Origin of the sequence: Chitinophaga rupis, assembly GCF_900109685.1 — a bacterium.
GTDB classification, from domain to species: Bacteria; Bacteroidota; Bacteroidia; order Chitinophagales; family Chitinophagaceae; genus Chitinophaga; species Chitinophaga rupis.
This window is the reverse complement of the sequence record NZ_FOBB01000013.1, coordinates 74,388-98,088: the sequence shown is the minus strand read 5'-3', so window position 1 is coordinate 98,088 and position 23,701 is coordinate 74,388. Positions and strand designations below refer to the sequence as shown.

General features: G+C 47.3%; 19 protein-coding genes and 1 tRNA gene. 16 read left to right on the top strand and 4 right to left on the bottom strand.

The window, feature by feature from the left end:
- The first annotated feature begins 3 nt into the window (after window positions 1-3).
- Genes BMZ54_RS31310 through argH form a run of 3 tightly spaced genes read left to right on the top strand, consistent with a single transcriptional unit; the run spans window position 4 to window position 3,005 of the window.
- Window positions 4-1,068: a M20 family metallo-hydrolase gene (locus BMZ54_RS31310; protein ID WP_089921042.1), complete on the top strand. Its 1,065-nt coding sequence runs from the start codon at window positions 4-6 to the stop codon at window positions 1,066-1,068.
- 1 nt (window position 1,069) lies between these two features.
- Window positions 1,070-1,651, top strand: coding sequence for a GNAT family N-acetyltransferase (locus BMZ54_RS31305; protein WP_162277725.1), 582 nt, complete (start codon window positions 1,070-1,072; stop codon window positions 1,649-1,651).
- A gap of 19 nt (window positions 1,652-1,670) precedes the next feature.
- Window positions 1,671-3,005, top strand: coding sequence for an argininosuccinate lyase (gene argH / locus BMZ54_RS31300; RefSeq protein WP_089921039.1), 1,335 nt, complete (start codon window positions 1,671-1,673; stop codon window positions 3,003-3,005).
- A gap of 77 nt (window positions 3,006-3,082) precedes the next feature.
- Here the strand turns inward: argH and BMZ54_RS31295 are convergent, their stop codons facing one another.
- Complete coding sequence (locus tag BMZ54_RS31295) at window positions 3,083-5,464, bottom strand: TonB-dependent receptor (protein ID WP_089921038.1); 2,382 nt, start codon at window positions 5,462-5,464, stop codon at window positions 3,083-3,085.
- Between the two features lie 252 nt (window positions 5,465-5,716).
- On the opposite strand from BMZ54_RS31295, the gene BMZ54_RS31290 reads away from it, so the two are divergent.
- Window positions 5,717-6,118, top strand: a complete 402-nt coding sequence (locus tag BMZ54_RS31290) for a single-stranded DNA-binding protein (RefSeq protein WP_089921036.1) — start codon at window positions 5,717-5,719, stop codon at window positions 6,116-6,118.
- 927 nt (window positions 6,119-7,045) lie between these two features.
- Here BMZ54_RS31290 and BMZ54_RS31285 read toward each other — a convergent pair.
- Window positions 7,046-7,741, bottom strand: coding sequence for a carboxypeptidase-like regulatory domain-containing protein (locus BMZ54_RS31285; protein ID WP_162277724.1), 696 nt, complete (start codon window positions 7,739-7,741; stop codon window positions 7,046-7,048).
- A 218-nt stretch (window positions 7,742-7,959) separates the two neighbouring features.
- Here BMZ54_RS31285 and BMZ54_RS31280 point away from each other — a divergent pair.
- The 4 genes from BMZ54_RS31280 (at window position 7,960) to BMZ54_RS31265 (ending at window position 10,810) form a co-directional block, all read left to right on the top strand.
- Window positions 7,960-8,031, top strand: a tRNA-Met gene (locus BMZ54_RS31280).
- A 191-nt stretch (window positions 8,032-8,222) separates the two neighbouring features.
- Window positions 8,223-9,089, top strand: coding sequence for a GTPase Era (era, locus tag BMZ54_RS31275; protein ID WP_089921033.1), 867 nt, complete (start codon window positions 8,223-8,225; stop codon window positions 9,087-9,089).
- Window positions 9,090-9,181: 92 nt separating this feature from the next.
- Window positions 9,182-10,495 (top strand): ribosome biogenesis GTPase Der, encoded by a 1,314-nt coding sequence (gene der, locus BMZ54_RS31270; RefSeq protein WP_089921031.1) that lies wholly within the window; start codon window positions 9,182-9,184, stop codon window positions 10,493-10,495.
- 108 nt (window positions 10,496-10,603) lie between these two features.
- On the top strand, window positions 10,604-10,810 hold the full coding sequence (locus BMZ54_RS31265; protein WP_089921030.1) for a hypothetical protein: 207 nt from the start codon (window positions 10,604-10,606) through the stop codon (window positions 10,808-10,810).
- A gap of 149 nt (window positions 10,811-10,959) precedes the next feature.
- Here the strand turns inward: BMZ54_RS31265 and BMZ54_RS31260 are convergent, their stop codons facing one another.
- Window positions 10,960-12,567 (bottom strand): S41 family peptidase, encoded by a 1,608-nt coding sequence (locus BMZ54_RS31260; RefSeq protein ID WP_238386745.1) that lies wholly within the window; start codon window positions 12,565-12,567, stop codon window positions 10,960-10,962.
- Between the two features lie 193 nt (window positions 12,568-12,760).
- Between BMZ54_RS31260 and BMZ54_RS31255 the strand changes: the two genes are divergently transcribed.
- The 8 genes from BMZ54_RS31255 (at window position 12,761) to BMZ54_RS31220 (ending at window position 22,504) form a co-directional block, all read left to right on the top strand.
- Complete coding sequence (locus BMZ54_RS31255) at window positions 12,761-13,633, top strand: N-acetylglucosamine kinase (RefSeq protein WP_089921028.1); 873 nt, start codon at window positions 12,761-12,763, stop codon at window positions 13,631-13,633.
- 43 nt (window positions 13,634-13,676) lie between these two features.
- Entirely contained in the window at window positions 13,677-14,498 is an 822-nt protein-coding gene (gene murQ, locus BMZ54_RS31250; RefSeq protein ID WP_089921027.1) for an N-acetylmuramic acid 6-phosphate etherase, read from the top strand.
- A 25-nt stretch (window positions 14,499-14,523) separates the two neighbouring features.
- Window positions 14,524-15,087 (top strand): hypothetical protein, encoded by a 564-nt coding sequence (locus tag BMZ54_RS31245; RefSeq protein WP_089921025.1) that lies wholly within the window; start codon window positions 14,524-14,526, stop codon window positions 15,085-15,087.
- Between the two features lie 250 nt (window positions 15,088-15,337).
- Window positions 15,338-16,021, top strand: coding sequence for a succinate dehydrogenase cytochrome b subunit (locus BMZ54_RS31240; RefSeq protein ID WP_089921024.1), 684 nt, complete (start codon window positions 15,338-15,340; stop codon window positions 16,019-16,021).
- 33 nt (window positions 16,022-16,054) lie between these two features.
- Window positions 16,055-18,028: a fumarate reductase/succinate dehydrogenase flavoprotein subunit gene (locus BMZ54_RS31235; protein WP_089921022.1), complete on the top strand. Its 1,974-nt coding sequence runs from the start codon at window positions 16,055-16,057 to the stop codon at window positions 18,026-18,028.
- A 32-nt stretch (window positions 18,029-18,060) separates the two neighbouring features.
- Window positions 18,061-18,825: a succinate dehydrogenase/fumarate reductase iron-sulfur subunit gene (locus tag BMZ54_RS31230; protein ID WP_089921021.1), complete on the top strand. Its 765-nt coding sequence runs from the start codon at window positions 18,061-18,063 to the stop codon at window positions 18,823-18,825.
- A gap of 159 nt (window positions 18,826-18,984) precedes the next feature.
- A complete protein-coding gene (locus tag BMZ54_RS31225) occupies window positions 18,985-20,364 on the top strand; it encodes a Gfo/Idh/MocA family protein (protein ID WP_089921019.1) in 1,380 nt (459 codons plus the stop codon).
- Between the two features lie 13 nt (window positions 20,365-20,377).
- Window positions 20,378-22,504 (top strand): S9 family peptidase, encoded by a 2,127-nt coding sequence (locus BMZ54_RS31220; protein WP_089921018.1) that lies wholly within the window; start codon window positions 20,378-20,380, stop codon window positions 22,502-22,504.
- Between the two features lie 196 nt (window positions 22,505-22,700).
- On the opposite strand, the gene murI is transcribed toward BMZ54_RS31220, so the two are convergent.
- Window positions 22,701-23,516 (bottom strand): glutamate racemase, encoded by an 816-nt coding sequence (gene murI / locus BMZ54_RS31215; protein WP_089921017.1) that lies wholly within the window; start codon window positions 23,514-23,516, stop codon window positions 22,701-22,703.
- Window positions 23,517-23,701: the final 185 nt, after the last annotated feature.

The window sequence follows — 23,701 nt, the reverse complement described above, 5'->3', positions numbered from 1 at the left end:
CTTATGTGGAACCTACAGTTATACGAGGATGCCGTAAAACTCTTAAAACAATTAATTGCTACCCCTTCCTTTAGCCGGGAAGAACAAGGCACCGCGCAGCTTATTGGTGCTATGCTGGCAGAAAAAGGTGTTGCGTATAACCAGCACCTCAATAACATATGGGCGCAGAATAAGTACTTTGATCCGTCCAAACCCACGGTGCTGCTTAACTCCCACCATGATACCGTAAAACCCAACCCGCAATATACCCGCGATCCCTTTAGCCCGGATGTGGTGGATGGCAAACTATATGGCCTGGGTAGCAATGATGCAGGCGGCTGCCTGGTAAGCCTTATTGCCACCTTCCTGCATTATTATGATCAGCCTGACCTGCGTTATAACCTGGTAATAGCGCCTACTGCAGAAGAAGAGGTGAGCGGTACCAATGGCATAGAAAGCATTTTATCGCAGCTGCCGCCTATAACATTAGCCATAGTAGGGGAGCCTACACAAACGCAGCTGGCCATTGCAGAAAAAGGCCTGATGGTGCTGGATTGTACCAGCCATGGTAAAGCAGGCCACGCCGCGCGTAATGAAGGCGAAAACGCTATTTATAAAGCCATACAGGATATTAACTGGTTCCGTGAATACCAGTTCCCCGAAGTATCGGAAACACTGGGCCCGGTAAAGATGACGGTTACCGTGATCAATACCTCCAATAAAGCGCATAACGTAGTGCCGGCAGATTGTTCTTTTGTAGTAGACGTGCGGGTAACGGATAAGTATACACTGGAAGAGGTGCTGGCTACCATAACACAAAATGTTTCCTGTACAGTAGCGCCGCGCTCCATGCGTATGCGGCCTTCGGGCATTGCGCTGGATCATCCTATTGTGCAGGCAGGCATGCGCATGGGCAAAACCTGGTACGGTTCACCTACCACCTCAGACCAGGCGCTGATCCCTGCCACCTCTATTAAAATAGGCCCCGGCGATTCAGCCCGCTCACATACGGCCGATGAATTTATCTACCTGGAGGAGATCAGCCAGGGCATTGACACCTATATTAAATTGCTGTCAGAAATTTTATAAGATGGACTTTTATCCGGTACTGGAAAATAAACGGGTATTATTACGCCCCCTGCAGTTAGAAGATGCGGAAACACTGCTGCCCGTAGCATTACAGCCTGCTTTATGGAAAGTAGGTATTGTGACCCTGCAGCAGAAGGCCGACCTGGTAAATTATATACAGGATGCGCTGGCTGCCAGGAACAATAAAACGGATATGCCTTTTGTGATCATAGATAAAAAAGAAGGAAGAGCAGCCGGCAGCACCCGCTTTATGAATATAGCGGCCGCCCATAAGCGGGCAGAGATAGGCGCTACCTGGATAGATACAGCCCTGCATGGCAGCGGTTTAAACAAAGCCATGAAGTTTGCTATGCTGCAGCATGCATTTGAAGTGATGGATCTGAACAGGGTAGAGCTGAAAACAGATGAGCTGAACACACAGTCCCGCAATGCTATTGCAAGCATCGGAGCCAAACAGGAAGGCATTTTCCGCCATCATATGATAGTAACCGGCGGCCGCCTGCGTAACACCGTTTACTTTAGCATATTGAAAGAAGAATGGCCGGAGATCAAAGAGCGGGTATTTGCGAAATATAACTTTTAACGCCCATCAATCGTAGCTTATGAAACTATGGCAAAAAGATAAAGCGTCCCTCGCTGCAGTAGAGCAATTCACTGTGGGCAGGGACCGTGAAATGGATACTTACCTGGCGCCTTTTGATGTGCTGGGCTCCCTGGCGCACATCACTATGCTGCAAAAGATAGGGCTGTTAACAGCAGAAGAATTAGCCGTGTTGCAGCAGGAGCTAAAGAACATCTACAAAGAGATCCAGGCCGGTAATTTTGCGCTGGAAGATGGCGTGGAAGATATTCACTCCCAGGTGGAGCTGCTGCTTACCCGCCGTTTGGGCGAAGTTGGCAAAAAGATCCATAGCGGCCGTTCCCGCAACGACCAGGTGCTGGTGGATCTGAAACTTTTTCTGCGCCATGAGCTGCAAACCCTGGTGCAGGATGTAAAAGTGTTGTTTGATCTGCTGCAGCAGAAAAGTGAACAGTATAAAGCGCATTTACTGCCAGGTTATACCCACCTGCAAATAGCCATGCCATCTTCTTTCGGTTTATGGTTAGGCGCTTATGCAGAAAGCCTGGTAGATGACCTTACCGTATTGCAGGGCGCTTATAAAGTGGTAAATAAAAATCCGCTGGGCTCTGCCGCCGGTTATGGTTCTTCGTTCCCCCTGGACCGTGAATTAACTACCTCCCTGTTAGGTTTTGAAACGCTTAACTATAACGTAGTATACGCCCAAATGGGCCGTGGTAAAACAGAGAAGATCGTAGCCTTTGCGCTGGCCGGCTTAGGCGCTACCCTGGCTAAAATGGCCATGGATGCCTGTTTGTTTATGAACCAGAATTTTGGCTTCATTAGCTTCCCGGATGAGCTGACCACAGGTTCCAGCATTATGCCGCATAAAAAGAATCCGGATGTTTGGGAGCTGATCCGTTCTTATGGCAACAAGCTGCAGGCCCTGCCCAATGAAATAGCTATGATGACCACCAACCTGCCGTCCGGCTACCACCGCGATCTGCAGCTGTTGAAGGAGAATCTGTTCCCTGCATTTCAAACCCTGCGCAACTGTCTGCAGATGACCGGTTTAATGCTGAGCAACATGCAGGTAAAGGAAAACATCCTGGATGATGAAAAGTACCGCTACCTGTTTAGCGTAGAAGTAGTGAATAAGCTGGTGCTGGAAGGTGTACCTTTCCGTGAAGCATACAAGCAGGTAGGAATGGATATTGAAAAAGGAACCTTTGTACCGGCTAAGGAAGTACATCATACGCATGCCGGCAGCATTGGCAACTTATGTACAGAGCAGGTAAAAGCCTTGATGGACGAAGTACTAAAAGAATTTCCGTTTAGCAAAGTAGATGCCGCGGTTAATCAGCTGGTAGCGGGTTAATTAATTTATAATAAAAAATGTCCTGCAATAAAAGTTGCAGGACATTTTTTATTATAGGATATTCAATTCGTAATTGCTTAAAACGCCACCGTTAATCCCACCATATAATTCGTTCCCGCCATTGGATAATAATAGTTGTCCGATACCAGTTTCCCACCTTCAATCCACGTATAGCTGGCGCCGTTAGGCTCATATTTCCTGTTGAAAATATTATTGACTGCCACCTGTAATCCCAGCTCTTTGAACAGCGGTTGTGGAATGCTGTAGCGCAGGCGCACATCATTGGTATAATATCCGTTCAGGCTGCGCTCTTTGCTGCCGGTATTATCCAGGTATTGGCGGCTCACATATTTGCCTATTACATCTATATCCAGGCCTTTTACCGGCCTGGCAGTAAGCGTGTAACCCGCTACCACGCTGGGAGAGAAGGAGATGTTTGAATTACCGTAATGCACAGTATCCTGCACGCCGCTATCATAATTATCAACAAAGGCGGTATAATTCTTTATCTTATTCTGGCTAAAAGCGGCATTAGCGCCAAATGTAAATACTTCATTGAGCTTTACACTGCCCTGCAGCTCTATGCCAACGCGGTAGCTTTTAGGAATATTGGTACGTGTATAAGCGCCTACATCATTCAGCTTACCGGTTTGCACCAGCTGGTTCTTATAATACATGTAATAGGCATTGGCCTGTACATTCACACGGTTATTTCGGAACACATAACCTGCTTCTACGTTCTGCAGGTTCTCATGTTTAGGCGTTTGTGTAAGCCCGGCTTCAAAATCATCGCGGTTGGGCTCTTTATTACCGATGGAATAAGAAGCATACAATTGGCTGCTGGTGTTCAGGTAATAATAGATGCCCGCTTTAGGATTAAAGAAGTTATAGGTATTGTGTTGTATCAATGTAGGGTTATCCTCAAACCCATCTATGTTAAAACGTACCGTGCGGTATTGCAGATCGGCAAACAGGCGCACGGCTTCCGTTAATTTAAATTCACCCTTCCAGTAAATATTAAAGTCGGTTTTAACGGCATCCAGGTCGTAGTATTTATGGTCTTTATCAATATCATACTGTGCCCAGATGATCTTGCCGTAATGCCCGCCCTCATAGCGGTTCCAGCCGCCGCCTAAGCTCCAGTTCAGTTTTTGGCCGGTGCCGTTCACAGAGAAAACAGTACCGTAAAAATCATTGTCCAGCCATAGCTGGCGAATGAGGTCTGTAGTATCTACAGGCAGTCCGTTTATCACCGGTGAGCTAAGCCCGTAATCAGCAAACAGCTGCTGTGCTTTGTATTGCTCATAATAGCCTTTGCCTTTGGTATAATGCAGGGCTACGTTAAAGTTCAGCCTTGAATTTATTTCCTGGTTCAGGAACAGCTGGTAGTGATCCTGCTGGTAGTTATCCGTTTCATTATCATAAGGTGCACCGGGTTTCTCCGTGCCGGCAGAATTGTAGGTACGGTCTGTATGCAGCAGCGCTTCCGGTACCCCGTTCCAGGCCTGGTAGGTTTTTTCCTTACCGGAAAATACGTTCAGACGAATGGCCGTCTTTTTAGAAATATAAGCAGCAGAGGTATAAAAAGAATGCAGGTCAGAGCTGGCCCGGTCTATATAGCCATCAGAGCTGATCTTAGACAGGCGGGCATCAATCGTAAAGTGATCATTGATCAAACCGGAACCGGCTTTAACCGTATGTTTCCAGCTGTTAAATGAGCCATAGCTGTTGTTGATCTCTCCATAGGCCTTATCCCGGAATTCATTGGTGCTCAGGTTCAGGGATGCGCCAAAAGCCCCGGCCCCGTTGGTGGAAGTGCCTACACCCCGTTGCAGCTGTATGCTGTTTACTGAAGAGGCAAAGTCGGGCATATCCACAAAAAAGGTCCCGGATGATTCTGCATCGTTAATAGGAATACCGTTTACGGTAACGTTAATGCGGGTAATATCAGAACCGCGCACCCGTAATCCCGTATAGCCAATACCGTTACCTGCGTCGGAATTGGTAACAACCCCGGGCAATTGGTTCAGTAGCAGGGGCAGGTCCTGTCCCAGGTTTTGCTTTTTAATATCTTCTGCATTTAAGCTGGAGGTAGTAAAAGGCGCGTTCTTACCGGCGCGTAGGCTGCTGATCTCCACTGGCTGCACAAATAGCCCGGTCTCTTCCAGGGGTATATTCAGCTCGCTCACCGCATCGCTGCCTTGCAGCGTAGTAATATAAGTGCGGTAACCCAGGTAGCTGGCCTGCAGTCGGTAGCTGCCTTTGGACGGCACTTTCAGCTGGTACCGGCCGTGGGCATCCGTAAGCACGCCATTGTTATTGTTGCCCTGTATAATAATGGAAACGCCCGTTAATGGCTGGCCCTTGGTTTTATCAGTAACGGCGCCGGAAATAGTTTTCTGTGCATATAGCACAGTAGTGCTGACAAGCAGCCACAAAAGCAGTAAGGATTGTTTCATTGCTATGTTTTTCCTAACCAGCATTACCTGGTCATAGGTTCAATGGGTGTGATCTCAGCCTGACAGTAAGGCACCCCTTTAGTTGAATTATAACAGCACAAAGTTATATCTGCGTTATTAAAAAAAAGAAAATATTTTTCCGGTTAATTATTTTATACTAATTTCCATCCCGCATCTCTCTCTCGATTTTTATTTCACCCTATTTTTTAACCAGTTAACCGTATCGTTAACCGACCATTTAAATTTTAACTGATGATTAAACTGCAGATCATTGGCTATCTCGGCAAAGATGCCGTACAGAGAGAAGCCGCAGGAAAAACCGTATTAAGCTTCAGCGTAGCTCATACAGAGCGTTTCAAAAGTCAGCAAGGTGTGCCCCAGGAAAGAACTACCTGGGTAGATTGTGCCCTCTGGGACCGTGTGAACATGGCCCCTTATTTAACGCAGGGCACCCAAGTGTATGTAGAAGGTACACCGGTAGCAGATGCTTATAAGAACAACGCTGGTGAAGCTATTGGCCAGCTAAGGCTGCGTGTGCACAATGTGCAGCTGTTAAATGGCCGCCGTCATGATGATCACTCCAAAGCTGCCACCGCAGGCATTTTAGAAGATGATGCCCTGCAGGAACAACCGGCAGACGATTTACCGTTTTAGAGGTGTTATGTAATTCATAGCATAATGGGCCGGCTCTTTCCAGGGTTGGCATTACCAGACTATTATTAGCTTGTTATATACTGCTGCCGGGATAACCGGTAGTGGGGAATTTTTTGTTCAATGGTTTGTTCATTTAACCGGCCGGCCTTGTCCAGGGCCGGTATTACCTTATACTATTAGAATATTGCAGCTGCGGTATAAGCGTCAGCCTGGAAGTTTGGTTTTCATATCATATGGTTATGATTGGCCGGCCTTTTCCAGGGTTGGTGATTGTTTAGGGGCATGCTGCTGGTTTAGCCGGCGCATGACCTTGGGTTTATTTTGAGGATTATGTTTTACATGAAAGGAACAGACCGGCTTTTTCAAAGGCTGGTTCACTTTAAGCTATTAACGTATTTACTATAGCTGCCGGGAAAGCCGGCAGGGCATGATGTAATTAAAGTGTTTGATTGTAGTTCATAGGAAAACGCCTGCCTTTTTCAGGGTTGGTATATTGTAACTGACCGGTTAAGGGGTTAGCCGGTCAGCATTTTGAGTTGTAAACGATTAATAGACGACCCGCCTTGTCAAGGGCCGGTCTTATTTTATGTTGCGAAACAAACTCCCGCATTGAATTGATATTCATTCAATGAAAGGGAATAGGCCGTTTGCGGGGAATAGGGCGGCAAAAGCGGGAGGAACGAAAGGGACAGGCCATTATTGGTTAAATTATTAAAGGGCCAATATTGTTAATGGATTAAACGATCCGGCTCTTTCCAGAGCTGATCTTGTTTAAGTTGGCAATAAACGCAAGCATCTTTAATTTAGGCTGGAGCCTTAATTTATACCTAATTAAGGCTCCAGCCTAAATTTTTGCAAAAGCAATCAAAGCTCGCATTACGGAATCTCCGGAAGGGAAGCTATCTAAAAAAAATAAGTAGATAAATATCAGATCAATCTCTGGAAAAAGTACTTCACTCTTTGCCACAGGTTTCGTTTGCGAACAACAGCGCCACCTGCAACCACCATATCTCCCATAAGCATTGGATATTCATACATAACCACTTTCAGATTGGCAAACTGTTCCCTTGTACCAGTTAATGGCATCTCCTGTGACATATAACCTACACAGCTGAATACCATTATATTGGCTGTACCGGCAAGATTTTCAGGAATGCTGAGACTGAACTGTCCGTTTGCATCCGGAACAACACCAGACTGGCTATTCTTGATCATAATAGTTGCCCAGGGTAGCGGAGCGCCGGTACTGTCTGTAATTTTCCCGCTAACTGTATGTATTATATCGCTTGCTGGAACAGTATCTTTTTCCGCAACAGGCTGTGTGGCTACGGCGGGCGCCGGTGTTTGTGTGACCTGCATAACAACCTTGCCCGCCTGCGCATCACTGTTAACAGCTGCAGTAACAAGCGCAGCCGTCATTACAGCAGCCGGAATAAAAGGATTGTGGTGTGCTGGCCGCGGTGCATTCAGGTCACGATCCAGTTGCGAAGCAGTAAAACGCCCGCAGATCTTGCCGCTGGTATTTTTAAAAACAGCAGCAACCTGTTCATCTGTAAGCTGCGTGAAGTCGATCACTGTTTTGTTGCAATGACTGCAAAAGTGGCCTTCGTTACTAGGTGTCATTTCATTCCACGCCTGTTGGCACGGATTTGGGACGCTTAGGGATAAGGAAGATTGTTTGGCCATAGCTTGTAAAGTACGCTTGTAAGTTATTAATTTAATAAAGTATATGATGGTCGCCAAACAATTCCAGTAAAACGAAAATAAAAGCAAATCGCTTCAAACTTTTTTTGAAAAAGATTTGGCAGTAATAAATCATCCCCTTACCTTTGCACCCACATTGCGAGGTAGAGCAGAGGTAGCTCGTCGGGCTCATAACCCGAAGGTCAGAGGTTCGAATCCTCTCCTCGCTACAAAAGAGAAGTCCCGGCAGAGGTCGGGATTTTTTGTTTAAGAGAGAAATAAGACATCCGTAGGTCGGTGGCCGGTAGTTCAACATCCTCTCATCACTACAAAAACATTTAAAAAAGCCGGAGTAATTCGGCTTTTTTTATTTTATTTCGTTAAGGCCTTATAAAACCCCTTAACGGAAAAAATTACAGCAATGCACAAAGCAGGATTTGTAAATATTTTCGGTAAGCCCAACGCAGGTAAAAGCACCCTGCTTAACGCCCTCATAGGTGAAAAGCTGGCTATTATATCCCCGAAAGTACAAACCACCCGCCACCGCATTACCGGCATTGTTACGGCACCGGAATACCAGATCGTTTTTTCAGATACCCCCGGCATCATTGATCCAAAGTACAAATTACATGAGAAAATGATGGGCGCGGTAAAATCCGCCCTGGAAGATGCAGACGTAGCTTTGCTGATCATGGATGTGAAAGATAATGTGGCAGAGAACCTGGAGCTGTTTGATTCCCTGAAGCAGAAAGCATCCTGCATCCTGGTGCTGAATAAAATGGATGTGCTCGAAAAGGAGCCGCTGGCTGCCGTACAGGCCCAGTGCGAAGCCTGGGGCAAAGCAAAAGTGGTGACCATCTCTGCCGTACAGAAAAAAGGCATCCCCGAGCTGCTGAACCAGATCGTGGCCCTGCTGCCGGAAAGCGAGCCTTTTTACCCGGACGATACTTTAACGGATAAGTCTACACGCTTTTTTGTTGGCGAGATGATCCGTGAAAAGATCTTCCAGTTATTTCAGGAAGAAATTCCCTACCATACAACCGTCGTTGTAACCCAGTACCAGGAAAAGCAAACGCTGGTAAAGATCACCGCAGAGATAGTGGTAACACGCGAAACGCAGAAAGCCATCATCCTGGGAGAGAAAGGAAAATCAATCCGCCAGATAGGTACCCTGGCCCGTCAGGATATCGAAAAATTCATAGGACAAAAAGTTTTCCTGGAACTGTTCGTAAAAGTCAGAAGCAAGTGGCGGGATAACGAAACGTTCTTAAGGGAATACGGATATTAATCAATGTTCAATTATTTAATTACGAATTACGAATTGGGTCAACGCAATCATAATTCGTAATTCGTAATTAAAAAATTCGTAATTAAAAGTATATGTCAGGATTTACAGTCGCCATCGTCGGTCGTCCAAATGTGGGTAAATCTACCCTGTTTAACCGTTTGCTGGAGCAGCGCAAAGCCATCGTAGATGATATAAGCGGTGTTACCCGCGACCGTCAGTATGGTATTGCCGACTGGAACGGTAAAACGTTCAACGTAATAGATACCGGTGGTTTTGTGGCCAATAGTGAAGATATTTTTGAGCGGGAGATCCGCAAGCAGGTGAAAATAGCCATGGAAGAAGCCAACGTGCTGCTGTTCATGTGCGATGTTACCACCGGCATTACCGACCTGGATGCGGAAGTAGCAGATATGTTACGCCGCTCTTCCAAACCGGTATTCCTTGTTATTAATAAAGTAGATAACGGGGAGCGCCTGCTGGAAGCTACCGAATTTTATAGCATGGGCTTTGAAAAGATCTACTTCCTTTCCTCCATTACCGGTAGTGGTACCGGTGAGCTGTTGGATGAAGTAGCCACCCTGATCCCTGAAGAGCTGCAGGCAGAGCCTAAAGATGACGATCTGCCTAAAATAGCCATCATCGGGCAGCCGAACGTAGGTAAATCATCTTTGCTGAATGCATTGGTAGGAGAGGAGCGCAACATTGTATCCGATATTCCCGGCACTACGCGCGATACTATTCATACCCACTACAAATTATTCCAGAAAGATTTTGTGCTGATAGATACCGCCGGGGTACGCCGCAAGAACAAAGTACATGAGGACCTGGAATTTTATTCAGTGATCCGTGCTATTAAGGCCATGGACGAAGCAGATGTGTGCCTGCTGATGCTGGATGCCACCAAAGGCATTACTGCACAGGACCTCGCCATTTTTAGCCTGGCTGTTAAAAAAGCCAAGGGCATGGTGGTGCTGGTAAATAAGTGGGACCTTATAGAAAAGGAAACCAATACCGCCCGTGATTATGAGGCGGAGCTAAAGAAAAGACTGGCGCCGTTCTCAGATGTGCCCATCATTTTTACCTCTGTACCGGAAAAACAACGCATTTTCAAAGCGATAGAAGAGGCCCTGAAGGTATATGAGAACCGCAGGCAAAAAATACCTACCTCCAAGCTGAATGATGTTATGTTAAAGGCCATTGAATCTTACCACCCACCGGTAGTAAGGGGCACGCCTATACGTATTAAATATGTAACGCAGCTGCCCACATATACCCCCGCTTTTGCCTTTTTCTGCAATTTGCCGGATGATGTGAAACCGCCTTACAGGAACTATCTGGAGAACCAGATACGCTCAAATTTTGATTTTCAAGGGGTTCCTTTAAGAATATTTTTCAGGAAGAAGTAATTATTGGGGAAAAAGTCCACAAGTACAACACATTATAAAAATACATATTTTATATTCAAATTTATTTATATAAATTTGCGTGATCTTAAAACTAATCACTTACAGAGTATGAAAAAATTATTCGTGTTCGCCATCGCTGCAGGTATGACCTTCGTAGCTTGTAACAGCGGTGCATCTTCAGAAACTACTGATTCTACAACTACAGCTGTTGACACCCTGTCTGCTGCTCCCGTTGATTCTTCAGTAGCTACTCCTGATTCAACTATGACTGACACAACTGCTGCTCCCGCTGCTGATAGCGCTGCACATCACTAATTGTGTTGAAAGCTATTGTAGCTTTCTTACAAGAAGTTATTAAAGGCCGTTCCGGATGGAATGGCCTTTGTTTTTTTAGCAGATGGTATAAATAAAAAAGGGTGAAAAGCAGTACTTGCCTTTCACCCTTTTTATTTATAAATGTTAATCTATTCTTTTGCTTTCTCTAATTCCGTTACCGCGCGTTTTACCAGCGGATCGCCGGCATTGATCACTTCATAAAAACCTTCGGTACGGTATAGCTGCCTTGCCAGCATGGTTTTAATACGGTCGCGGATCTCCGTTTCATCTTTAGCCGTTACCCGCTCTGTATGAATGCTGTCTTTACGGGCATAGCTCAGGAAATCATTATACAGCTCCGGCGTTACCGTAAACTGCCGGGTAAATCCGGATGCATCTTTATAACGGTTCAGCACATCCTGGTGGGTATTGTAATACTTGTAGGCAAAGTTGCTGAAGGTATTACGTGTGTACATATCCGTTAATACTGCAGAAAAGCGGGAAGTATCAAAAGGTATAAATATATCCGGGGTAATACCGCCGCCGCCATATACCAAGCGGCCTTTGGCCGTTTTATACGGGATGGTATCTGCCTGTTTAATACTATCCTTGTTTAACAGCTCTCCATGCGTATAACGGTTCATAATATCCTCATCATAAGCTTCGCGGCCGTTGCTGTAAGATTTTTGAATGCTTCTGCCGGAGGGAATGTAATAACGCGCCACTGTTAACCTTAACGCACCTCCGTTGCTCAGGTCAAACTGTTCCTGCACCAGGCCCTTGCCAAAAGTACGGCGGCCTATTATCAGCCCGCGGTCCCAGTCCTGTATGGCGCCGGCCAGTATTTCGCTGGCGGAGGCTGAGCCTTCATCCGTAAGCACTGCCAGGGCGCCTTTTTCAAACAATCCGGGTTTTTCACATTTGTAATCCGTACGCGGGTAGCTTTTACCTTTTGTATAAAGGATCAGCTTATTACCATCCAGCACCTCATCGGCAATGCGGGTAGCAGCATCCAGGAAGCCGCCAGGGTTCTGGCGCAGGTCTATCACCAGCTTTTCCATACCCTGTCTTTGCAGCTTGCGCAGGGCATCCATAAACTCCTGGTAAGTGGTAGCCGCAAATTTGCTGATCTTAATGTAACCTATCTTGGGTGTAATAAGGTAGCTGGCATCCACGCTGTACAGGGGAATTACACCGCGTTTGATCCGGATGTCCATCTGTTTGTTACGGCGCAGCATGGTTACTTTTACTTCAGATCCTTTAGGCCCCCGCAGCAGCTTGCGGATCTTGTCGGATGTAATGCCGTTTCCGGTTACCAGCAGGCTGTCATTCACCTTAAGGATCTTATCGCCTGTCAATACCCCGGCTGCTTCAGAAGGGCCGCCGGCCAGCACTGCCACTACATTCACAGTATCATCCGTAATGTTAAACTCCACGCCAATACCTTCAAAATTACCTTCCAGGTCTTCATTCACTTCGGCCAGGTTGGTAGGTGGTATGTATATGGAGTGTGGATCCAGGTGGGTTAATAAACCATCTATAGCTTCCTGCTGCAGGTCGTCTACCTTTAAGGTATCCACGTATTTTACTTTAATAAGGTCCATGGTTTCCTGTAAAGCGCTGCGGCCGCCCCGGCTAAAAAGTACGGTGCTTCCACTTTGCGCTCCGGGCATTTTATAACCCAGGTACATTCCCAGCGCCAGCACAATTGCAAATAAGAGGGGTAAAAAAACATTCAGCTTTCTATTGTTTGACATAATTCCTGTATTGAGCCCCAATCAATTTACCATCCTGGATTTACTATTTTAGATTTGCCTGGAGCGGAGAACGCATTATCAAATCTAAAATCTGAAATCGTAAATCTAAAATTATAAATTGGCCGATTTGTTTAAATTGTGACAAAAATAGCATAATTATATTCTGCTACATTAATTTCATAAATCAACGGATATGCCTGTAAAGGTTAAGCTGATAGCGGATAGTGGTTCTACCAAGGCAGACTGGAGCCTGTTAACTCCAAGGGATCATTTCCGTTATCAAACACAGGGCATCAGCCCTTTTTTCCTGAACACCCAGCAGGTGCGTGAGGTGCTGGAAAAGGAGCTGAAGCCGCAAATGCCACCGGGGGTAGAGGTCGAAGAGATCTTTTACTACGGTACCGGCTGTTCGCAGCCCAGAAGTATACAGATCATGCAGGAAGCCCTGGGCGCCGTATGGCCTCATGCTAATATCGCAGTATCACATGATCTGATGGCTGCCGCGCATGCGCTATGCCAGCACAGTCCCGGCATAGCCAGCATACTGGGTACCGGTTCCAATAGCTGTTATTACGACGGTGAACGTATTGCACATAATAACCCTGGCCTGGGCTATATACTGGGTGATGAGGGGAGTGGCGCTTACCTGGGCCGGAAGCTGCTGCAGTATTATTGTTATAACTCTTTTGACGAGGAGCTGCAAATGCGCTTTGATGCAAAGTACCATACCAATAAAGACGAGATCCTGGAAAATGTGTACCGTAAACCCATGGCTAACCGCTACCTGGCCGGCTTTTCCGTGTTCCTGGGCGAGAACCGCGGGCATTTTATTGTAGAGAACATACTGGAAGATGGCCTGAACGATTTTTTCTTTAACCATATTTATAAGTATAGCGAAAGCTGGACGCATCCGCTGCATTTTACCGGTAGCATAGCCTGGCATTTCCGGGATGTGCTGCAGGCCCTGTGCGAGCTGTATGAGCTGCAGCTGGGATCTGTATTACGCAATCCTATGGATGGTTTAATAAAATACCATGAGGAAGCAGGCATAAAAAGTAAGCCGTAAGCAGCATAAATCGTAAATCTGAAATCTACAATCTAAAATAGAAATGTCCTTTGTAAGAGTAACGGAGCAAGCTTCCCACTATCGCCACCTGGAAAAGATGACCGTAGCGGAGATCCTGACCAATATTAATAAAGAAGACCAAACGGTACCTCAGGCGGTAGCAAAAGTAATTCCGCAGATAGAAAAGCTGATAGCAGCCATCGCAGATAAAATGCTGGCCGGTGGCCGCCTGTTTTATATGGGCGCCGGTACCAGCGGCCGTTTAGGCATTGTGGATGCATCGGAATGCCCGCCCACTTTTGGCGTACCGCATGGTTTGGTAATAGGCATTATTGCCGGAGGGGACGCCGCCATCCGCAAGGCGGTGGAATTTGCAGAAGATGACCGGGAGCAGGGCTGGAAAGACCTGCAGGAATTTAACGTCACAGAAAAAGATGTGGTAATAGGTATTGCCGCCAGCGGCACCACACCCTATGTAATTGGCGCCCTGCAAAAGTGCCGGCAGGAGGGTGTTGTAACCGGCAGCATATGCTGTAATGCCGGCGCGCCATTATCCGCCGCCGCCGATTATCCTATAGAAGTGGTGGTAGGCCCCGAGTTTGTAACCGGCAGCACCCGCATGAAAAGCGGCACCGCGCAAAAATTGGTATTAAATATGATCTCTACCGCAGTAATGATCCAGCTGGGAAGGGTAGAGGATAATAAAATGGTGAACATGCAGCTGAGCAATGATAAGCTGGTGGACAGAGGCGTGAAAATGCTGATGGAAAAGCTGCAGCTCACTGAGTATGAGACCGCTAAAGACCTGCTGTTAAAGGCCGGCAGTGTCAGAAAGGCGGTGGAAGAATATAGTAAGATGGCGTAACTTTAGGAGAGTAGATTGAGAGCCCATGCACGATATAGAACCATATTATAACTGGCGGCATTTGTACGCAGCGGAGGAAGATGAGCTATCGCCTTTCTATGGCAGGGAGTACAGCGAATTTGAATTTACCAATACCGTATATAACTACTACGTACATCCACAGTGGGACGATTTTGGCTCCCGCACATTGTATCTGAAAGTATTATTTGCAGATTACCAGTTCAACTTTGCCATTATAGAATTGTTGGGAGAATGGAATGATGCCATTGAAAATGATATTATGACCCTCAAAAGGGAGATCATAGATGTTATGATAGCCGAAGGCATTAACAAATTTATCCTCATAACAGAAAATGTCATGAACTTTCATTCCTCAGACGATTGTTATTATGAGGAATGGTGGGATGATATTAAGGACGAGGGCGGCTGGATCGTGAGCCTGAACATGCCCGCACAAACCCGGCACGACTTTGAGAAAGCCCGCCTGGACTACTATGTACACCTGTTCGAGAACGATAAATGGAGAACCTTCCAGCCCCAGCACCTCTATAATCTCATCGATAATGCCATGATGCGGCGGCTGGAGTAGGCGGAAAGTCCATGGTCGATAGTCCATGGTCCATGGCATTGTACAGGAAAGCTATTATTGTACAGGAAAGCTATTAATACCCGCAAAGCTGATATATGGGAAACTTCTATGGACCATGGACTGTGGACCATGGACTTACTTAATTACCTAAAACTGAGAAATATCATTTGCTTTTAACTTTTCCTGCGTTAAATTTGCCCGACATTTAGGAATTTTATCATATTACTTATAAGGAAGCTCAGTATTTTATATGAAGTGGTCACAATTCTTCGATACCTCTATTGGCAAGAAATTATTAGTAGGCGCTACCGGTTTTTTCCTTTGCAGCTTCGTGTTGGTGCACCTGGCCGGTAACGTCCAGCTGCTGTACAACGACGGGGGCAAGGCTTTTAACAGCTATGCCGCTTTCATGGGGCACAACAGCCTGATCCAGTTTATTGCCTGGGGCTTAAAGATCGTGATCCTGCTGCATGCCATTATTGCCCTGCAGCTTACTTTCAGTAACCGTAAGGCCCGCCCGGTGAAGTATGCAATTAACCCGGGTAACCAAACCTCTTCCTGGTTTAGCCGCCAGATGGCTATTATGGGCAGCATCCTGCTCATTTTCATCATTATTCACCTGGCCGATTTCTGGTGGAAATTCCACTTCGGCAATGTACCCACCATTAATTACGAAGCCACCGGCGAACCGGTAAAGGACCTGTATTCCACAGTACAGTTTGCCTTTAAGGAAGGCTGGCTGGTAGCCTTGTATGTGATCGGCATGATCGGTTTGTCCTTTCACCTGATACACGGCTTCAAGAGCGCCTTCCAGACCTTTGGTTTAAACCATGTTAAATACAACGGCTTAATTAATTTCATAGGGGTATGGTTGTTTGGCATCCTGATCCCTATTGGTTTTGCTGCTATCCCGGTGGTAATATTTTTCAAATAATTTCAAGCTTTACTCTCAAATTTTTGACATATTATGTTGGATGCAAAAATTCCTGCCGGCCAGTTAAACAGTAAATGGGAAGATTATAAAGGACATTGTAAGCTGGTGAACCCGGCTAACAAACGCAGTCTGGAAATAATCATTGTGGGTACCGGTCTGGCAGGCGCTTCAGCAGCGGCCTCTTTAGGCGAATTAGGATACAAGGTAAAAGCATTCTGCTTTCAGGATAGTGCCCGCCGTGCGCACAGTATTGCCGCACAGGGTGGTATTAACGCTGCCAAGAACTACCAGAATGATGGTGACTCTGTTTTCCGTTTGTTCTACGATACCGTAAAAGGTGGTGATTACCGTGCCCGCGAAGCCAATGTGCATCGCCTGGCAGAGGTAAGCGCTAATATTATAGACCAGTGCGTGGCGCAGGGTGTACCCTTTGCCCGTGAATATGGCGGCCTGCTAAGTAACCGCTCTTTTGGCGGTACACAGGTACAGCGTACCTTCTATGCCGCCGGCCAAACCGGCCAGCAGCTGCTGTTAGGCGCCTACTCCGCATTAGAGCGGCAGGTAGCCCTGGGTAACGTAACCCTGTATACCCGCCATGAAATGCTGGATATAGTGAAGATAGACGGGAAAGCCCGCGGTATCATTGCCCGCGACCTTACTACCGGTAAGCTGGAACGCCACTTTGGCCATGCCGTGCTGCTGTGCAGCGGCGGTTATGGTAACGTGTTCTACCTGTCTACCAACGCCATGGGATCTAACGTAACCGCAGCATGGAAAGCCACTAAAAAAGGCGCTTTTTTTGGTAATCCCTGCTTTACACAGATCCACCCAACCTGTATCCCCGTTTCCGGCGATCATCAGTCCAAATTAACGCTGATGTCAGAATCACTGCGTAACGACGGCCGCATATGGGTGCCCAAAAAACAGAACGATACCCGTAAGCCAAGCGATATACCTGAAGACGAAAGGGATTACTACCTGGAAAGAAGGTACCCTGCCTTTGGTAACCTGGTACCGCGCGATGTGGCCTCCCGTGCCGCCAAAGAAAGGTGCGATGCCGGTTATGGCGTAGGTAGCTCCAAACAGGCCGTGTACCTGGATTTTGCCGCTAACATGGAACGTTATGGCAAAATAGAAGCCGGCAAACGTGGGCTGCATAACCCAACACCGGATCAGATCCGCCAGCTGGGTAAAGAAGTAGTGGTAGAGAAATACGGTAACCTGTTCGATATGTACGCCAAGATCACCGGCGAAGATCCGTATGAAGTGCCCATGCGCATTTACCCTGCCGTGCACTATACCATGGGCGGGCTGTGGGTGGATTATGAGCTGATGACCACCGTACCCGGTTTATATGCTTTAGGTGAAGCCAACTTCTCTGACCACGGCGCTAACCGCCTGGGTGCATCCGCGCTCATGCAGGGCCTGGCCGACGGTTACTTTGTAATACCTTACACCATTGGTAACTACCTGGCCGATGAGATCCGTACCAAAGCTATTCCCACAGACCATCCGGCTTTTGTGGAAGCAGAAAAGCAGGCACAGGAAACCATTGACCGTTTAATGAATATTAAAGGCAGCAAGTCAGTGGATCACTTCCACAAAAAGCTGGGTAAGATCATGTGGGAGAAATGCGGCATGGCCCGTAATGAGCAGGGTTTAAAAGAAGCCATTGAAGAGATCAAAGCGCTGCGTGCTGAGTTCTGGAAAGATGTGCGCATACCCGGTGAGGCCAATGAGCTTAACCCCGAGCTGGAAAAAGCAGGCCGTGTAGCCGACTTCCTGGAGCTGGGTGAGCTGATGTGTATGGATGCCCTGAACCGCCGCGAATCCTGCGGAGGCCACTTCCGCGAAGAATCGCAGACAGAGGAAGGGGAAGCGCTGCGCGATGATGCTAACTTCAGCTACGTAGCTGCCTGGGAATACAAAGGTGATAGCGCATATGAATTGCACAAGGAGCCGCTCGTATTTGAAGAGTGTAAACCTACACAGCGCTCATACAAATAATTAATTCTATTATTGATAATACAGCCATAACAATGGAACATTATACCATGGGCCTCACATTAAAAGTGTGGAGGCAAAAAAATACAAAAGCTCAGGGTGGTTTTGAAACTTACCAGGTGAAAGATATCTCTTCTGAAATGTCTTTCCTGGAAATGTTCGATGTGTTGAATGAACGCCTGATCAACGAGGGAAAAGAACCGATAGCATTTGACCATGACTGCCGTGAAGGTATTTGCGGTATGTGTTCCATGCATATCAATGGCCGCGCACATGGCCCCTGGGCAGGTACTACTACCTGTCAGCTGCATATGCGCGCCTTTAAAGATGGCGATACCATTACCGTAGAGCCCTGGAGGGCAGAGGCTTTCCCGGTGCTGAAAGATCTGACGGTAGACCGTGGTGCCTTTGACCGCATTATTGAAGCAGGGGGTTATATATCCGTAAACACCGGTAATGCGGTAGATGCGAATGCTATTCCCATCCCGAAAGATAAAGCCGATGCCGCATTTGCTGCAGCAGCCTGTATTGGTTGCGGCGCCTGCGTGGCAGCATGTAAGAACTCCTCCGCCATGCTGTTCGTATCTGCTAAAGTATCCCAGCTGGCCCAGCTGCCGCAGGGCGAGCCGGAAAGAGCTACCCGTGCGCTGAACATGGTAGCTCAAATGGACAAAGAAGGTTTTGGTAGCTGTACCAACACCGGCGCCTGCGAAGCAGAATGTCCGAAAGAGATCTCCCTCTCTAACATTGCCCGCCTGAACCGCGAGTTTATCCGCGCCGGTTTTACCTATGAAAAATAGGTAACGCCTCCAGGTGAATATTATAAGCCGCAGGCTGTCCCGCTATAAACGGGGCAGCCTGTTTTGTTTTTGCCACTCCTCAGCAGCGGTTACAGAAGTTCCGTTTTTTTCGTTATTATTATACAATCTATCCACGTCTAACCTAAAATCAGGAACGTTATGTCTAACAACTCCCGCAGAAAATTCCTCCGGCAACTGGGCAGCACCGCTGCTTTATTAGGCGCCGGCCCCCTGGCTTCCATGGGCAGGGAACATATACATATATTACAACCCGAAAAACGTATATCCGCTAACGATAAGATACGCCTGGCCTGCGTAGGTATGGGTATTATGGGCTTTGGCGATGTGGATACCGCGCTGAAAGTGCCCGGTGTGGAGTTTGTTGGCGCGGCTGACCTGTACGATGGTCACCTGCAGAAAGTAAAGGAAGTATACGGCAGCAATGTATTTACCACCCGCGACTACCGGGAGCTGCTGGACCGTAAAGATATTGATGCGGTAATAGTAGCTACGCCGGATCATTGGCACGATACTATTTCCATTTACGCAATGGAAAAAGGTAAAGCTGTGTATTGCGAAAAACCCATGGTGCAGCAGATAGCAGAAGGGCACCAGGTAATAGCCACGCAAAAGCGCACCGGCAAAGTGTTCCAGGTAGGCAGCCAGCGCGTAAGCAGCGTAGCCATGGTAGAAGCGCGTAAAAGATACCAGGCCGGCGAAATAGGACAGCTGAATGTAGTAGAAGCCTGTTATGACAGGCACGATGCGCTGGGCGCGTGGCAGTATTCCATACCGCCGGATGCCAGCCCTAAAACCGTTGACTTTGACACCTTCTTAAAAGATACCGCCAAAGTGCCTTTTGATCCCGTACGGTTTTTCCGCTGGCGCAATTACCAGGCATATGGCACCGGCATTCCCGGCGATCTGTTTGTGCACCTGATCACCGGTCTGCACTACATTACCGGCTCCATAGGTCCTTCCCGCGTTTTTGCCAGCGGCAATTTAGTACAGTGGAAAGATGGGCGCGATGTGCCGGATGTAGTGATAGCTATTTTTGACTATCCTGAAACCAAAGTGCACCCTGCCTTCCAGACCACCCTGCGGGTGAACTTTGCAGATGGCGGTGGTGGCGGGCAATATACCCGTTTTATTGGAACAGAAGGCGTATTGGAAATGGGCTGGAACGATTTTAAGATCAAAAAACACAAGCTGCCGGAAGCTCCCGGCTATGGCGGGTGGGATACGTATAACACCTTCACCAAAGCGCAGCAGGAAGCTTATGTACAGCAGTACAATACCAAATATCCCGAAGCCATGCGCAAGGGAGACCGCTCAGAAAGCAAGTACGCCGCACCTGCCGGTTATGATGACCGCCAGGATCATTTCGTGAATTTCTTTGAAGCCATGCGCACCGGCAAAGCCGTTGTGGAAGATGCCACCTTTGGCCTGCGCGCCGCCGGCCCGGCATTACTTACCAATGAAAGCTACTTTAAAAAGCAGCCCATTCACTGGAACCCGGAAAGCATGCAAATTGTTTAATTTACATTCCTATATGAAGCACACGCCAGGTTTTACCGCATTATTATGCATTAGCCTTTTAGGCTGTCAGGAGAAAAAGAACACTATGACGGAACAATCGAATGTACCAGCGCCGGTAGCGCCTAAAATACCCAAGACGCTTACCATACACGGAGATACCCGCACGGACAATTACTACTGGATGAATGACCGGAACGATCCTAAAGTGATTGCTTACCTGCAGGCAGAAAATGCTTACCTGGATACCATCATGCAACCGGAGAAGAAACTACGGGAAAGCCTGTATGAAGAAATGAAAGGCCGCATTATGGAAACCGATGCCAGCGCTCCTTACATGAAGAACGGTTATTATTACTACACCCGTTTTGAAACCGGTAAGGAATATCCCATTTACTGCCGTAAAAAGGGCAGCCTGGAAGCAGCAGAGGAAGTAATATTGAATGTAAATGAAGTAGCCCAGGGACACGCCTATTGCCATGTAAGCGGCCTGTCCGTAAGCCCTGATAACCGCCTGCTGGCCTTTGGGGTAGATACGGTAAGCCGCCGCAAATACGTGATCCGGGTAAAAGAGCTGGCTACCGGCAACATTTTGCCGGATGCCATTCCTGAAACCAGCGGCGATGTGGCCTGGGCCAATGATAACCAGACTTTCTTTTACACGGGCAAACACCCGGAAACACTACGTGAGGAGCGCATCCTGCGCCATAAGCTGGGTACAGAGGTCAGTAAGGATGAACAGGTGTACATGGAAAAAGATGAAACCTTTGATGTAGAGGTACGCCGCAGCAAATCCGGCCAGTTCATTATGATCGCCTCTACCAGCACACTCTCTGCAGAATACCGCATACTGGATGCATCCAAACCGGAAGGCAGCTTCAGGATCTTTCAGCCGCGTCAGAAGGATCTGTTGTATGATATAGAACCGCTCAATGATCGTTTTTACATCCGCACTAATCTGGATGCAAAAAACTTTCGCCTGATGGAAAGCCCGCTGGATAAGACTTCCAAAGAGAACTGGAAAGAAGTGATCCCTCACCGTGCAGATGTATTGCTGGAAGAATTTGAAGTGTTCCGTGAATACCTGGTGCTGGCAGAACGTAAGGATGGCCTTTCACAGCTGCACATCATGAACCTGCAAAACCACCAGGATCATTACCTGCACTTTGATGAACCGGCCTATGTAGCCGGCATTAGCATTAACCCGGAGCTGGACACCAAAGAGCTGCGCTACAGCTATACCTCCATGACCACACCCGCCTCTACCTACGATTATAATATGGAAACCCGTAAAAGCGAGTTAAAGAAACGGCAGGAGGTGCTGGGCGGTTATGATCCCAAAGATTATGTAACAGAGCGCTTATACGCCACCGCAAAAGATGGCGTAAAAGTGCCCATCTCTATTGTATACAAAAAGGGTTTTGAGAAGAATGGCAAGCATCCGCTGTTGCTATATGGGTACGGCTCTTATGGCATTACTACAGAACCTACCTTTAGCAGCGCACGTTTAAGTTTGCTGAACCGCGGTTTTGCTTTTGCTATAGCGCATATCCGTGGTGGTGAGGAAATGGGCCGTTATTGGTATGAGGATGGTAAGCTATTTAAAAAGATGAACACCTTTACCGATTTTATTGCCTGTGCAGAACACCTGGTAGCGCAGCATTACACCTCACCAGCCCACCTCTACGCCCAGGGTGGCAGCGCAGGTGGCCTGCTGATGGGCGCTGTAACCAACCTGCGGCCCGACCTATGGCATGGCGTAATTGCAGGCGTTCCGTTTGTAGATGTGCTTACCACTATGCTGGATGAAAGTATTCCGCTTACTACCGGTGAGTTTGATGAATGGGGCAATCCCAAGAACAAGGATGCATATGAGTACATGAAGCAATACTCCCCCTATGATAATGTGGTAGCGAAAGCCTATCCCAATATGCTGGTTACCACCGGCCTGCACGATTCACAGGTGCAGTACTGGGAACCTGCCAAATGGGTAGCCAAACTGCGCGAGCTAAAAACAGATCATAACTTACTGCTCATGAAAACCGATATGGAAGCCGGCCACGGCGGCGCTTCTGGAAGATTTGCAGCATTAAAGAAAACAGCCCTGGAACAGGCGTTTTTGCTGAAGCTCGAAGGGAAGTAGTTGTTTAGTCCATGGTCCATAGTCGATGGTCCATTGCCTGCTATATTATAGAAATAATACAAGAAAAGGCGGTTGCATAAACCGCCTTTTCCTTTTAGTATAAACCTTATTAATACTTGCCTGTTCTTGTGCAACACTCCATACGCAGCAGGCAATGGACTATGGACCATCGACCAAGGACTGCGCTGTAGAGCGCCTACAATGCCAAATGCTCCGATTGCACCGTTTTCCCAAAAAAGATCCCCGCCATCCGGTCAAAGAGCTGCGCATCGTCCGTAGTATAGAATTTTTGCGTGCCCTCTTTGCTCAAACGCGTTTCCATTTCAGGATGCCGGTGTAAATAATCTTTTAAGCTATGCGCTACGATCTTCCCCTGTGATAATACGGTAATACCGCCGGGCAAATGTTCCTTTATCTTCTGCATCAGCAAAGGATAATGAGTGCAGCCCAGCACCAGCGTATCAATACCAGGCGCTATGCCCAGTATATGATCCAGGTGTTTTTTTACAAAGTAATCCGCACCGCTGCTTTCATGTTCATTATTTTCTACCAACGGCACCCACATAGGGCAGGCCTCCTGGTGCACTTTCACCTGCGGAAAAAATTTGTTGATCTCTATCGGGTAAGATTCGGATGTTACAGTACCGTTGGTAGCCAGTATACCCACTTCACCGGTTTGTGTTAAAGTGCCTACCAGCTCGGTAGTAGGCCGTATAACGCCCAGCACACGCCGGTCCGGCGCAATATGAGGCAGATCTTTTTGTTGAATGGTACGCAGTGCTTTTGCAGATGCTGTGTTGCAGGCCAGTATCACCAGCGGGCAGCCCATCCTGAAAAGGTGCTGTACGCATTCTAACGTATACGCATGTATGGTATCGAAGCTGCGGTTGCCATAAGGCGTACGGGCATTATCGCCTAAATATAAATAATCATATTGCGGTAGTTCGGCTATGATCTCCTTTAACACCGTTAATCCGCCGTAACCTGAATCAAATACGCCAATAGGCCCCATAAAATCAATTATCAATTGGTCAATTACGAATTACGAATGTAGTACATCGTGTTTAATAGTGCTGCGCATATAAGCTGTTATACATTTTCACATTGCTATATGGTAAATATGATAAAATATCAATAACAGCAAATATTATCATCCGCTGCATTCTAATTCGTAATTCGTAATTGAATAATTCGTAA

What these genes read in the sequence shown, in the direction of transcription:
- BMZ54_RS31310 (WP_089921042.1), top strand. Translation starts at nt 4, where the DNA reads ATGTGGAACCTACAGTTATACGAGGATGCCGTAAAACTCTTAAAACAA.
- BMZ54_RS31305 (WP_162277725.1), top strand. Translation starts at nt 1,070, where the DNA reads ATGGACTTTTATCCGGTACTGGAAAATAAACGGGTATTATTACGCCCC.
- argH (WP_089921039.1), top strand. Translation starts at nt 1,671, where the DNA reads ATGAAACTATGGCAAAAAGATAAAGCGTCCCTCGCTGCAGTAGAGCAA.
- BMZ54_RS31295 (WP_089921038.1), bottom strand. Translation starts at nt 5,464, where the DNA reads ATGAAACAATCCTTACTGCTTTTGTGGCTGCTTGTCAGCACTACTGTG.
- BMZ54_RS31290 (WP_089921036.1), top strand. Translation starts at nt 5,717, where the DNA reads ATGATTAAACTGCAGATCATTGGCTATCTCGGCAAAGATGCCGTACAG.
- BMZ54_RS31285 (WP_162277724.1), bottom strand. Translation starts at nt 7,741, where the DNA reads ATGACACCTAGTAACGAAGGCCACTTTTGCAGTCATTGCAACAAAACA.
- era (WP_089921033.1), top strand. Translation starts at nt 8,223, where the DNA reads ATGCACAAAGCAGGATTTGTAAATATTTTCGGTAAGCCCAACGCAGGT.
- der (WP_089921031.1), top strand. Translation starts at nt 9,182, where the DNA reads ATGTCAGGATTTACAGTCGCCATCGTCGGTCGTCCAAATGTGGGTAAA.
- BMZ54_RS31265 (WP_089921030.1), top strand. Translation starts at nt 10,604, where the DNA reads ATGAAAAAATTATTCGTGTTCGCCATCGCTGCAGGTATGACCTTCGTA.
- BMZ54_RS31260 (WP_238386745.1), bottom strand. Translation starts at nt 12,567, where the DNA reads ATGTCAAACAATAGAAAGCTGAATGTTTTTTTACCCCTCTTATTTGCA.
- BMZ54_RS31255 (WP_089921028.1), top strand. Translation starts at nt 12,761, where the DNA reads ATGCCTGTAAAGGTTAAGCTGATAGCGGATAGTGGTTCTACCAAGGCA.
- murQ (WP_089921027.1), top strand. Translation starts at nt 13,677, where the DNA reads ATGTCCTTTGTAAGAGTAACGGAGCAAGCTTCCCACTATCGCCACCTG.
- BMZ54_RS31245 (WP_089921025.1), top strand. Translation starts at nt 14,524, where the DNA reads ATGCACGATATAGAACCATATTATAACTGGCGGCATTTGTACGCAGCG.
- BMZ54_RS31240 (WP_089921024.1), top strand. Translation starts at nt 15,338, where the DNA reads ATGAAGTGGTCACAATTCTTCGATACCTCTATTGGCAAGAAATTATTA.
- BMZ54_RS31235 (WP_089921022.1), top strand. Translation starts at nt 16,055, where the DNA reads ATGTTGGATGCAAAAATTCCTGCCGGCCAGTTAAACAGTAAATGGGAA.
- BMZ54_RS31230 (WP_089921021.1), top strand. Translation starts at nt 18,061, where the DNA reads ATGGAACATTATACCATGGGCCTCACATTAAAAGTGTGGAGGCAAAAA.
- BMZ54_RS31225 (WP_089921019.1), top strand. Translation starts at nt 18,985, where the DNA reads ATGTCTAACAACTCCCGCAGAAAATTCCTCCGGCAACTGGGCAGCACC.
- BMZ54_RS31220 (WP_089921018.1), top strand. Translation starts at nt 20,378, where the DNA reads ATGAAGCACACGCCAGGTTTTACCGCATTATTATGCATTAGCCTTTTA.
- murI (WP_089921017.1), bottom strand. Translation starts at nt 23,516, where the DNA reads ATGGGGCCTATTGGCGTATTTGATTCAGGTTACGGCGGATTAACGGTG.